The following is a 12,573-nucleotide window of genomic DNA, read 5'->3' as shown; positions in this document are numbered from 1 at the left end:
ACCCCACGCCGCGCCGCCGAAAACCGGCTGCCCGTGGGCGATTCATTCCAGAAATTTTTTGATTGAGATCCTGATGCCACTGCCAAAATTACCGAGCAAGCCAGCCACCATCCTGGCCACCCAAGATTACCCAACCGCAGGCGCAGCGCGCCCGGCCACCAAAACCCCGGCGGCCAAGAAAGTGGCTGCACCCATTATTGAAGCGGCGATCGCCGAAGTGGCCAAACCGGTCCGCAATGCGGCCACCAAAATCAAGCAAGTGGCGGCACTGATGGTCGCCAAGCCCGTGCCTGCACCTGCGCCGGAACCGGTTGCGGCCCCTGCGCCTGTGGCCAAGGCCAAGCCTGCCGCAAAGGCCAAGGCGCCAGCGGCCAAGGTGACGCCGATCAAATCCGTCAAGCAGGTCGAACAAGCCCATCCGGCCAAGCACAAGCCGGTCGAAGTGCAGCTCAAATCGTCGGCCAGCCGCGCCGCCGACCAGCGCGGCGTGTCGAAACTGTTCGTGCTCGACACCAATGTGCTGATGCACGACCCTTCCTCGCTGTTCCGCTTCGAAGAGCACGATGTCTACCTGCCGATGATGACATTGGAAGAGCTGGACAACCACAAGAAGGGCATGACGGAAGTGGCGCGCAACGCCCGCCAGGTCTCGCGTACCCTCGACGCCCTGATCAGCAATACCGATGACGACGCGATCGAAAACGGCATCCCGCTGGCGAAACTGGGCAACAAGGACGCCAAGGGCCGTTTGTTCTTCCAGACGCGCCTGCAAAGCGCAGACCTGCCCGCCGGCCTGCCGGTCGGCAAGGCCGACAATCAGATCCTGGCCGTGGTGCGCTCGCTCGAATCGGAACAGGATGGCCGTCCGGTGGTACTGGTGTCGAAAGACATCAACATGCGCATCAAGGCGCGCGCGCTGGGCCTGCCGGCCGAAGATTATTTCAACGACCATGTGCTGGAAGACACGGACCTGCTGTATTCGGGCATCGTGCAACTGCCGGACGACTTCTGGAACAAGCACGGCAAGGACATGGAATCCTGGCAGGAAAGCAAGAACGGCTACAGCTCGACGTTCTACCGCGTCACCGGTCCGTTTATCCCTTCCCTGCTGGTGAATCAGTTCATCTACCTGGAACCGAAAAACGGCGAAACAGCGTTCTACGGCCAGGTGAAACAGATCAACGGCAAGACGGCCGTGCTGCAGACCCTGCGCGACTTCAGCCACACCAAGAACAATGTATGGGGCGTCACCGCGCGCAACCGCGAGCAGAACTTCGCGCTGAACCTGTTGATGAATCCGGAATGCGACTTCGTCACCCTGCTGGGCCAGGCCGGTACCGGCAAGACCCTGCTGGCCCTGGCCGCTGGCCTGGCGCAAGTGCTGGAAACCAAGCTGTACAATGAAATCATCGTCACCCGCGTGACGGTGCCGGTCGGCGAAGACATCGGTTTCCTGCCGGGCACGGAAGAAGAAAAGATGTCGCCATGGATGGGCGCCTTCGACGACAACCTGGAAGTGCTGAACAAGTCCGACTCCGATGGTGGCGAATGGGGCCGTGCGGCAACGCAAGACCTGATCCGCTCACGCATCAAGATCAAGTCGCTCAACTTCATGCGCGGCCGCACTTTCGTGAACAAGTTCCTGATTATCGATGAAGCGCAGAACCTGACGCCGAAACAGGTCAAGACCCTGGTCACGCGCGCCGGTCCCGGTACCAAGATCCTGTGCCTGGGCAACATCGCCCAGATCGACACGCCTTACCTGACCGAAGGTTCGAGCGGCCTGACCTATGTGGTCGACCGCTTCAAGGGCTGGACGCACAGCGGCCACGTGACCCTGGCGCGCGGCGAACGTTCGCGCCTGGCCGATCACGCCAGCGAAGTGTTGTAAGTTTTACGGGGCAGCCAGCTGCCCCGGTCATTGAAAAGCCCCGGCCGCAGCGATGCGGGCGGGGCTTTTTTCTTGCCGGGCGCTGTATGCGCTTAGGCGCTTATGTGCTTTCCTGCTGGCGCAGCGCGAAGACCTCGCCATTTTTCTGCAGCAAGCCGCGCAGCAGCAAGTCATCGAGACGCAGCCTGATGGTTTCGCGCAGCTGCGGGCTGGTGGCCTTGAAGCCGAACAGGCGCGCCACGTACTGGGCAATCTCGACCAGCCCGGCGCCATAGTTTTTCTGCAAGGCGCCGAGGATGGCCACGTCGATTTCCTGCGGCGGCAGCATGTCGGGTTTGCGCAAGGTGTCGGACACCACTGCGCCACGGTCGCGGATGGCGATCACCGTATCGGGCAGGCTGAGGAAACGCTCCGTCATCAGCATGCCATCGAAGCGGATGGCGGCATCGATGGCGCGTTCCACCGCCGCCTGGATGCGCGCGCCGGTGCGTTTCAGGCCCCAGGCCGTGCGCAGGCGCACCACCACCTCATCGGCATGCACAGGGCCTTCCACGGCAACGATCTGCCTGACCAGTTCGCTCAAGGCGGCGACCGGCATGTCGTGCAGCTCGTCGGCATAAGCGGGCTTGACGGAAGTGGCCTCGACATAGGCGGCCGGCCGCTTGCTGCCCTGCCGTTCCAGGCCAATCTCCGCATGGTCTTCGCGCTCCACGGTGACCACCGACACACCGGGCCTGCGTTCCTGGCGGCCATGCAGTTCCGCGCGCGCCGCCAGTTCCACCTTGGCCGCATCGATGGCAAGGATCAGACGCTGCAATTCGTTATTGGGCCTTTGGTACCAGTCCAGGCTCCAGATGCGGTGGATGATCCAGCCATGGTCTTCCAGCACCGCCTGGCGCAGCCGGTCGCGGTCGCGCGCCGAGCGCGACCGGTGATAGGACTCGCCATCGCATTCGATGCCCAGCAAATAACGGCCCGGATGCTCGGCGTCGGCAATGCCCAGGTCGATGAAAAAGCCGGCGATGCCCACCTGCGGATGGACCTCGTAGCCGCAGGCCTTGACGGCGTCGGCCACCTGCACTTCGAACGGGCTGTCGGCTTCGCGGCCCGACACGCGCGCCAGGCCCAGCTTGCCGGTGCGCGCAAAATGCAGGAACAGCTTGAAGGCGGCCACGCCACGGCCCTTGGCCCGTTCCAGGTCGATGTCTTCGTCGGTGATCGAGGCGAACACCTCGCAGCGGCGCTTGGCGCGGCTGATCAGCACGTTCAGGCGCCGCTCGCCGCCCTCCGCGCTCAGCGGCCCGAAACGCATGGCCATGGCGCCAAGCTGGTTGCGCCCGTAGCCGACCGAGATGAAGATCACGTCGCGCTCGTCGCCCTGGACGTTTTCCAGGTTCTTGATGAAGAACGGCTCGCTCGGATGCTGCTGGAAGAACGGTTCCGCATCCGGATGCTGGCGGCGCAGCAGTTCCAGCGCATCCTGGATGGCGCGCCGTTGCTTGACCGAAAAGGTGGCCACGCCCAGCGAGTGGCCGGGTGCGGTGCGCGCATGGTGGATGATCGCCTCGGCAATGACCTTCGCCTCCTCCGCATTGGTGCCGGTATTGCCCGAATCGAACACGCCGTTGGCGATATGGTGGAACTGCAGGCCCATGCCCGCTTCCTGTGTATACGGGCTGGGCACGATGAACAGCTTGTTGTCATAAAACTGGCTGTTCGACACGGCGATCAGCGACTGGTGCCGGCTGCGGTAATGCCAGCGCAGCATGCGCTGCGGCAAGCCGCGCGCCGTAAACAGCCCCAGGATGCTTTCGATATCGGACACCTGCGTGTCATCGTCGCCATCGTCGTCGGGTTCGGCGCTGGTCATCTTGGAAAAAAATTTGGTTGGCGGCAACTGACGCTCGTCGCCGACCACCACCACCTGGCGCGAACGCGCAATCGCGCCCAGCGCATCGACGGGCTGGATCTGGCTGGCCTCGTCCATCACCAGCAGATCGAAACTCAGCTGCCCGGCGGGCAGGAACTGGGCCACCGACAAGGGGCTCATCATGAACACCGGTTTCAGCGCCTGGATGGCGGGCGCCGCGCGCTGCATCAGGCGCCGGATCGGCATATGGCCCTTGCGCTTGGCCATCTCGCCGCGCAACACACCGAGCGGGCCGATGGCCCCGCCGCCCTGCGGGATGCGCCGGTGATGCGCGCGCACCACTTCCAGGCTGGAGGCAGTGATACGCTGGCGGTCCATCTGCGCAAAACTGGCGGCAAGCCGGCCATGCAGGTGGCCGTCAAAATGCGCCAGCGCCTCGTCGCTGCGCACCTGGTCGGCAAACAGCGCCTCGAAGTAGGCCATCGTGAAGGTGCACATGGCCTGCGCCGGCGCCAGCACGCCGGCTTCCAGTTGCGTGACGATCTCGCCGATGCCCAGCTGGCGCGCCCTGGCGCAACGCTCGCGGTACGTCACCCACGTCGACAATTCTTCGGCAAACTCGATCCACAGCCCCATGCGTCCCAGCAAGGCAAACGCCGGCAAGTCGGCAATCGCCGGTACCTGGAACAGTTTCTCGCTATTGGTGCACAGTTCGCCGTACAGCGCGTCCAGACCGGCCAGCAACTGGCGCTGCGTGGCGTCGATTTCCAGCGCGCGCCGCAGGGGCGCGGCGCGGTCATCGTGGCGCGCCACCATCTGCCGCAACTGCTGATGTTCAGCCAGCCACAGCGCGCTGCTGCGCAAATGGTTCCAGTCCGATTGCGCACCCTGCCATGCCGCGCCGAACGCGGAGCGGGCCAACTCGCCGGCTGCCTCCAGCCGCGTTCGCAGCGCCTGCGTCGCAATCAGCAGATCGAGCCGGGCGATCTTGTCAGCCAGGCCGGGCGGCACGTTCAGCATGACGGATGCACAACCCGCCTGGCACAGCACCAGCCGCGCCACCTGTTCTGTCATCCTTTGCAGCGGCGCCGCCTCCACGCTGGTCCAGTCGCGAAACGCGGTTTCATCTTTCCAGCCGCTGAACCACATGGTGTCCAGCAGCGGCCGTATCTCCTGCAGCAGGCCGGCGACCAGCGCCGCACGCCCGCTCATTTCGGGGCGGTCAGGCAAGGTACTGGCGATCATGCGCGGCTGCGCGCCCAGGCCACGCAGGCTGCGCATCCACTCGACCAGCGCCAGCAGCGGCGCCGAACGCGTCTGCTCGCCACGCCAGTCGGCGCCAAACGCGCCGCTGCCAAACGTATCTTGCGAGGCGATGCGTTCGATGAGTTTGCGGCCCTCCGCAAGCTCATCGAGAATTTCCAGCTGCTCCGGCAGCGGCGCTTCCGGATTGCGCAAGACGCCCTTGACCTGCTTGCTGGCGGCGCGCCATTCGCCGTTGACGAAACGCAGCAGGCTCTCGCCATGGGCGGCCAGCACCTGTCGCGCCGGAACCAGGTCGAGCTGCCAGGCGCCGCTGCTGACTTTGCCCTCCAGCCGCGCCTGCAAACCTTCCAGCGCGGCGACCGCCTGCGCCAGGTCGGCCGCCTGTTCCACGCCCTCGTCCCACACGGTCGAGACGAACACATCGGCACTGACATCGGGCGCGCTCGCCACTTTTTGCGCCGTCTGCACCATGCGGTTGATCTCGCCGTAGCTGACCATCTGCCTGGCCATCTGGCTCGCCGTATCGACGCCGAGCAGGCGGCTTAGCAGGGCCACCTCGCCGTCGAGCTTGGCCAGCAGCGTTTGCAATGCGTCGTAGCGCTCGAATGCCAGCGCATCGGCGTGCGCCGGCAGACCGGCCAGCTGCTCGCGCAGCGCCTGCACGTCCGTGTTCCAGGCCTCGGGCTTGATCTCGCCGGCCAGCTCGGCCATGACGCGCTGCAAGCGCAGGCCATCGTCGACCAGTGCCGCCAGCTCCCGCCCCGCGCTGCCCCATGCAGGCGAGCGCAAGGATGCGGCGGACAGGTTTGGCGCTGCCGCCACCGCGCGCGCCAGCTCGGTCAGATAGTCCATATCGCGCAGCACGGCCGGCGCCAGCGTATCGAGCGACAGGGCGAGATCGGCCTGCTGCGCGGCAAGCTCCTGGCAACACGCCCGCAAGGCCGTGATGCGCGCCACCAGGCGCTCGACGTCATTGGGCAGTATCACCTTGAGCGCCACGCCGCGCCATGGATGGTCCTGCGGCTCGCCGATATCGACGATGCGCTGCGCCAGTTCCTCCACCACCGCCAGGCGCTGCTGCAGCTCGTCGGGCGACCAGCTTTCCGGCTGCTGCAGCCGGATATCGACCGGCTTCACGTTGTCCTGGCGCAGCCTGCTCAGTTCTCCGATCACCTGATACGGCGTCAGCCTCGCGGCAGAGTGCGGTTCATGCAGGCGCGCGCTGTGCGCGTTGAGCTCATTGCGCGCCGCCAGCAGGCGGTGGTTCAGGGTGGTGGCCGTATCGCCCTTGGGCGAGCCCAGTTCCGAGGTACGGCGCAGCTCGTCGAGGAACATCTTCTTGTTGGCTTTGTTGCTGTGCAGCTCGATACAGGCGTCGCCGACGCCGGCCTGGTCCAGGCGCCGCTTCACCACTTCCAGCGCCGCCATTTTCTCGGCCACGAACAGCACCGTCTTGCCGTCCGCAATCGCCGACGCGATCACATTGGCTATCGTCTGCGATTTGCCGGTGCCGGGCGGCCCCTGGATCACCAGGTTGCGCCCGGCCCGCACATCGTGCACGGCCAGGGTTTGCGAGCTGTCGCAATCGACGATATGCAGCAAGTCAGCCGGCGCGATATGCTCATCCAGGTTGGCGTCTTCGGGAATGGTCGATTCTTCAAACGCGAAACCATCGGACAGCAGCCCGCGCATCAGCGGCTGAGTCGTCAGCCCGCCTTCGGGCCAGGTGGCCGGATCGAGGTCGCGGTACATGAGGAATTTCGAAAACGAAAAAAAGCCGAGCACGATATCGTCGCCATCGACCACCCAGCCTTCCTTCGATTTGACGGCGTCGCGAACGGCCTCGATATAGGCCAGCGGATCGAATTCGTCGCCGGCTTCATAGGCCGGCATTTTCAAATGATGCACGCGTTCGAGAAACGCCTCCAGCGACAGATTCGAGGAGTGCTCTTCCTGGCGCCATTTCAATTTGAATTGCTCGGCGGCGTTACCGCGCTCCAGGCTGACGGGAATCAGTATCAGCGGTGCATGGCGCACGTTTTTGGCATTCAACGGATCGAGCCATTTCAGGGTACCGAGCGCCAGGAACAAAATATTGACGCCCTGTTCTTCTTCCAGCGTGCGCGCATCGAGATACATGTCGAGCAGGCGCTTTTGCAGCCCTTTCGACGTCAGCCGCGTTTGCAGCTTCGTATCGGCATGGCGATGCAGCACGCCGCGCTCATCGACACCGTTATTCTCCGGCTGGGCCAGGTCGCCGATTTCATCGCTGTCTTCTGCATGGCCCGTTTTATCGAGGCCGGCCTTGTTCGCTTCCTTGCCCGGCAAAAAAGTAAAGGGCCGGCTTTCCGAGACCATCAGGCGGAACACTTCGCTGGTCTTTTCATCGACCACATCGATGGTGCGCGCCGTGGTCGACGAGCGGGGAATATTCAACAGGCGGTTGCGTGCTGTCAGGTCCAGCAATTCGGTGCGCGCGCGTTCCAGTTTTGCGTCCGCCGACAGGCTGCCTTGCAAAAACGTTGATTCAAATGCCGGTACTACGACGTCAGCGTCATTCATTGTCGTCTCATCACTTCACTATAAATTGGATCGCTCGGGTTTTGTCTGCAACTTTACTCCTTATCGACCTGCATCGAACTGAAAAGCGCATGACGGGCATGCAACAAGGTATGGCGGACGTGGCAATATCTCGCGCCATGCTTTAATACGGCTCGTCAACTTTTTCTCTGCCGCGATGCATCCCATCTTCCAGTTCCTGCTCGCCATTTTCCTGTTCATGGTGATCCATGTTTCGGTCATGGCCCTGTGCGCCCGTGCTTTCGGCATCACCATTCGCCGCATCGCTTATGGCGTGGGCCCCGCCCTGCTTTCAATCGGCAAGACGCAGGTCAAGCTGCTGCCGTTTGCCGGCAGCGTGGTGCTCAAAGACACGCGTGAAGAAGACATTTACGACGACGATCGCGGCAACGACATTTATAACGAACGGCCGCTGTGGCAGCAGATCGCCCTGCTGCTCAGTGGCGTGGCGGTGCCCTTGATACTGGCGCTGGGCTTGCTGGGCGCGCAGGGCTGGCCCAGTTTTACAGGCGCGTTTGCGCAGATTATCTCGGGCGCGCTGGCGCCTTTGAACATGGCGCAGCTGCTGCTGGCCGATGGAGCCTCGTTTGCCGCCACGCACAGCTTTGCGCTGGTGTTCGCCCTGCTCAGCCTGAAACTGTGCGCCTTCAACCTGCTGCCGTTTGGCGGCCTGGCAGGCGGCCAGGTGCTGCTGGCGATCGCCCGCGGCGGCAAGCCGTATGTGGCGTGGGAAGAGACGGTGGCGAAATGGCTGCTGCTGCCGGGGCTGGCGGTGACGCTGGCGTGGCTGGTGGCGTTCGGCTTTTATTGCTGGAGCCAGGCATGAGCGCGCTGCTGTGGGCACGGCCTTGGACACGATCCTGGAAACGGCAGTGGGCATGGCTGTGCGCGCTATGCCTGATGGCCATCAGCCTCGCCCATGCCGCCATCACGGTGCCGCCGCTGCAATCGCATGTCAATGATGTGGCGGGCGTGCTGGCCGCGCGCGGGCCGGCCATCGATGCGCGGCTCAAGGCCTTCGAGGCGCAGACCGGGCACCAGGTGTTCGTGCTGACGGTGCCATCGACCGGCGCCGGCAATTCGATCGAGGCCTATGCCGTGGCCGTGTTCGAACAATGGCAACCGGGCCGCAAGGGCCAGGACGATGGCGCGCTGCTGGTGATCGCCACTGGCGATAAAACGATGCGCATCGAAGCCGGCTATGGCCTGGAAGACAGGCTGACCGACCTGCAAAGCGCGCGCATCGTGCGCGAGGTGATCATGCCCAAGTTCAAACAGGGCGATATCGAGGGCGGCGTGGCCGATGGCGTCGAGGCCATGCTGACGGTGATCGCGGGCCAGCCCTTGCCTGCGCAGGCGGCGGCCCAGCCTGAAGAGAAGTCCATCTCGGGGGCGGCAAAATGGATCGTCATCGGCATCTTTGGTTTGCTGGCGCTGTTTGCGCTGGGCATGTCGCTGTTTGCCGGTGTGTTCGGCTTGCTGGCAAGCATCGCCGTGGCGGCGGCCGTGATCATGATGGCCAGTGGCGACGCGCGCGCCTGGGTCGGTGGCGGCGTGCTGGTGCTGGCGTGGCTGCTGCTGCGCTGGAAGATGGTGGCGGCGAATGTGCGCAAGTATCACCTGCCCAAGGCGCGGCATACCACGCTGGCCTGGCTCAAGGTGTATCTGTTTGCGCTGGGATTTGCGCGCGGCGGGCCGCAGCGCAAGCGCGAACGCGATGACAGGCGCGACGGTGATAGCGACTCGTCGGACAGCGGTTCGTCAGAAAGTGGTACATCAGGCGGAGGCGGACGCTCCGGTGGCGGTGGCGCGTCCGGATCGTGGTAGGGCCGGCGGCCCCGCCACGATAAGGTGCGGGCTTAGCCGACCAGCACCAGCTTGCGGTTGACGAACTCCATGATGCCGAGATCAGACAGTTCGCGGCCATAGCCGGAATGCTTGACGCCGCCAAATGGCAGGTCGGGCGCGGTCACCGCTGGCGAGTTGATAAAGACCATGCCGGTGTCGATCTGGCTGGCCAGCTTCTTGCCGCGCGCGATGTCGGCCGTGATGATGGTGCCGCCCAGGCCGAATGGCGAATCGTTGGCCAGGGTGATTGCCTCGTTCTCGTCCTTGACGCGGAAGATCATGGCGACGGGCGCGAAGAACTCCTGGTAATAAACAGGATTATCGGGTTTCACATCGGTGAGGATGGTCGGCTCCATGAAGTAGCCGGTGCGCTCGATGCGCTTGCCGCCCAGCAGTACTTTCGCGCCGCCTTCGACCGCTTCGCCCACTTGCTTGACGGCCAGGTCCAGCGCCGACTTGCTCGACAGTGGCGCCAGGGTGGTGGCCGCGTCCATCGGGTCGCCCGCCTGCAACTTGGCCAGTTCGGCCTGGAAGCGTTCGACGAAGGTGTCGGCAATGCTGTCGACCAGAATAAAACGTTTCGAGCCGTCGCAGACCTGGCCCGAATTCTGCATGCGGCCGATCACGGCCAGTTTCACGGCCAGGTCCATGTCGGCGTCGTCGAGCACGATAAAGGCGTCGCTGCCGCCCAGTTCCATGGTGGTTTTCTTCAAGGCCTTGCCGGCCGTGGCCGCAACGGACGCGCCGGCGCGCTCGCTGCCGGTCAGCGCCACGCCCTGCACGCGCACGTCGGCAATGGCGGTGGCCACCTGCTCGCTGGAGAAGAAGGCGTTGGTATAGGCGCCGGCTGGCGCGCCAGCGTCGGTGAACAGTTTTTCAAACGCCAGCGCGCATTGCGGCACGTTCGACGCGTGCTTGACGACCAGGGTATTGCCGGCCATCAGGTTCGGTCCGGCCACGCGGGCCAGCTGGTAATACGGGAAATTCCACGGTTCGACGCAGAAGATCACGCCCAGCGGCGCGATTTCCACGCTCGCTTCGCCGCGCTTGACGTCGAGTTTTTTCGGCGCCAGGAACTGCTCGGCATGGTCGGCATAGTAGTCGAGGATTTTCACGCACAGCGACACTTCCTGCTGCGCTTCCTGGAACAGCTTGCCCATTTCCAGCGTGATCAGTTTGGCGAAATCATCGCGCTGCTCTTTCAGCAGCATGGCCGCTTGCTTGACCACTGCCTTGCGCTCGGCGAAGCTGCGCAGGCGCCAGTCGCTCTCGAAGGTGGTGGCTGCCTGGGCCAGGATGGTTTCCATTTGCGCGTCGCTGTGCGGCGTGAAGGTTTGTTCGATCTGTTCGCTGTACGGATTCGTGGTCTGATAGCTCATCTGTTTTCCTTTGTCATGACGCCCCGCGATTGCATGGGTAGACGGCGAGTATGCACCGCCAAGGCAAACGCGACCGTTCGGGGACGTACATAGTGGCGACTACAACTATTTGCCAAAAAACAAGACTGCCAGTATGCTGTAATGCCGTTCAGTTAGTGCCCCTACGCTACCAGTAAACCTGCACAACGGATTAAAGCCCCAGTCGCCCGCACAGGCCCACCGGGCCAAGGCGCGCGTCTCCGGCCCGCCATTTTTACGTTTTTACGCCTTACGCATTTAAATGCGTCGGGCACCTTAACTAAACGACATTGCCCGGAACATGATATTTATTAATTTCTGAAATATACATTCATAAAATGAATAACTGCCATAGCGCTTTTGAATTGGCCGCCCGCCTGCCAGCGGCCTATACTCCTGCCGTCTCCTCACCACTGTCACCCATGATCATCCATTCCAGCCCGCATTCCCTGCGGGCTTGTCGTTCGCAGCACCAGTTCTTCTTCACCAGCTCCGGGAGCACGCCATGATCGTGCGCGAACGCCCTTCGGCGCTCAAGCTGTTCCTGATCGTGCGCGGTTCGATCCTGCCGCGCATCCGCACCACCCTGATCGTCAATACCCTGTTCGCCGCCCTGGTTACCTGGTGCCATGGCACCCTGTTCGACCACAAGGTGATGCTGACCACGATACCGTTTACGCTGATCGGCCTGCCGCTGGCGATTTTTCTCGGCTTTCGCAATACGGCCGCCTATGACCGCTACTGGGAAGGGCGCAAGCTGTGGGGCGAACTGGTGCTGCGCAGCCGCAATTTTTCGCGCCAGTGCCAGAGCATGATCACCGGCGACACGGTGGCGCACGCAAAACTCGGGCTCGATGATGTGCGCGTGCGCATGGTCTGCCGCACCATCGCCTTTTGCCATGCGCTGCGCCATCAGTTGCGCGACAGCAAGCCGGGCGCCGACCTGCAGCCGCTGCTGCGCCCTAGCGAATGGGCACTGGCCTGCCAGTCGTCGAATCCGTCCGACCACCTGATGCGGCAGATGGGCCACGACCTGGCCAGCTGCGTGCGCGAGCAGCGCATCGACACCATCCTGGCCGCACAGCTCGACAATTCGATCTCGGCCATGGTCGGCGCCGGCGCCTCGTGCGAACGCATCCGCGGCACGCCGATTCCGTTTTCGTATTCGCTGCTGCTGCACCGCACGGCCTATCTGTACTGTTTTTTGCTGCCGTTCGGCCTGGTCGACTCCATCGGTTTCATGACGCCCTTCGTGGTGGCCATCGTCGCCTACACCTTCTTTGGCCTCGACGCGCTCGGCGATGAAATCGAGGAACCGTTCGGCGAAGACGCCAACGACCTGCCGCTGTCGGCCATCTGCCGGGCCATCGAAATCAACCTGCGCGAGTCGCTGCAGGACGAGCAGTTGCCAGCGCCCATGCAGCCGCACGATTACATGCTGACCTGAGGTGTACACAGCTTGACCTTCCCATGGCGGCAAGGCTTATAGTGGTATCACACTCACTTACAGGAGCATGACTATGTACCAGTTACAAGTTGAAAACATGAGCTGCGGCCACTGCGTCAACGCCGTCACCAAGGCCGTGCAATCGGTCGACCCGCAGGCGCAGGTGCAGATCGAACTGGACGAAAAAAGCGTCAAGGTCGGCACCGACAAGTCGCTCGAAGCGATCAGCGCGGCCATCGCCGAAGCCGGCTACCCCGTCACCAGGGCGGCCTGA

The 12,573-nt window shown here is 63.4% G+C and carries 7 protein-coding genes; 5 read left to right on the top strand and 2 right to left on the bottom strand.

Annotated features, from left to right (window positions below; translation table 11 throughout):
* Positions 1-73: 73 nt before the first annotated feature.
* Complete coding sequence (locus tag ASR47_RS24955) at positions 74-1,891, top strand: PhoH family protein (RefSeq protein WP_065310495.1); 1,818 nt, start codon at positions 74-76, stop codon at positions 1,889-1,891.
* Positions 1,892-1,991: 100 nt separating this feature from the next.
* On the opposite strand, the gene ASR47_RS24950 is transcribed toward ASR47_RS24955, so the two are convergent.
* The gene (locus ASR47_RS24950; RefSeq protein WP_065310494.1) at positions 1,992-7,589 is read right to left on the bottom strand and encodes a DUF3320 domain-containing protein; all 5,598 of its coding nucleotides are present in this window, start codon (positions 7,587-7,589) and stop codon (positions 1,992-1,994) included.
* A gap of 175 nt (positions 7,590-7,764) precedes the next feature.
* Here ASR47_RS24950 and ASR47_RS24945 point away from each other — a divergent pair, with 175 nt between their 5' ends.
* Positions 7,765-8,433, top strand: a complete 669-nt coding sequence (locus ASR47_RS24945; RefSeq protein ID WP_065310493.1) for a site-2 protease family protein — start codon at positions 7,765-7,767, stop codon at positions 8,431-8,433.
* 74 nt (positions 8,434-8,507) lie between these two features.
* Positions 8,508-9,434: a TPM domain-containing protein gene (locus ASR47_RS24940; protein ID WP_065310492.1), complete on the top strand. Its 927-nt coding sequence runs from the start codon at positions 8,508-8,510 to the stop codon at positions 9,432-9,434.
* A 32-nt stretch (positions 9,435-9,466) separates the two neighbouring features.
* Here the strand turns inward: ASR47_RS24940 and ASR47_RS24935 are convergent, their stop codons facing one another.
* The gene (locus ASR47_RS24935; RefSeq protein ID WP_065310491.1) at positions 9,467-10,834 is read right to left on the bottom strand and encodes an NAD-dependent succinate-semialdehyde dehydrogenase; all 1,368 of its coding nucleotides are present in this window, start codon (positions 10,832-10,834) and stop codon (positions 9,467-9,469) included.
* A gap of 523 nt (positions 10,835-11,357) precedes the next feature.
* On the opposite strand from ASR47_RS24935, the gene ASR47_RS24930 reads away from it, so the two are divergent.
* A complete protein-coding gene (locus ASR47_RS24930) occupies positions 11,358-12,299 on the top strand; it encodes a bestrophin family protein (protein ID WP_065310490.1) in 942 nt (313 codons plus the stop codon).
* 73 nt (positions 12,300-12,372) lie between these two features.
* Positions 12,373-12,573, top strand: coding sequence for a heavy-metal-associated domain-containing protein (locus ASR47_RS24925; protein ID WP_065310489.1), 201 nt, complete (start codon positions 12,373-12,375; stop codon positions 12,571-12,573).

This window comes from Janthinobacterium psychrotolerans (assembly GCF_001677885.1).
GTDB lineage: Bacteria > Pseudomonadota > Gammaproteobacteria > Burkholderiales > Burkholderiaceae_D > Janthinobacterium > Janthinobacterium psychrotolerans.
This window is presented reverse-complemented; position numbering and strand designations above follow the sequence as displayed.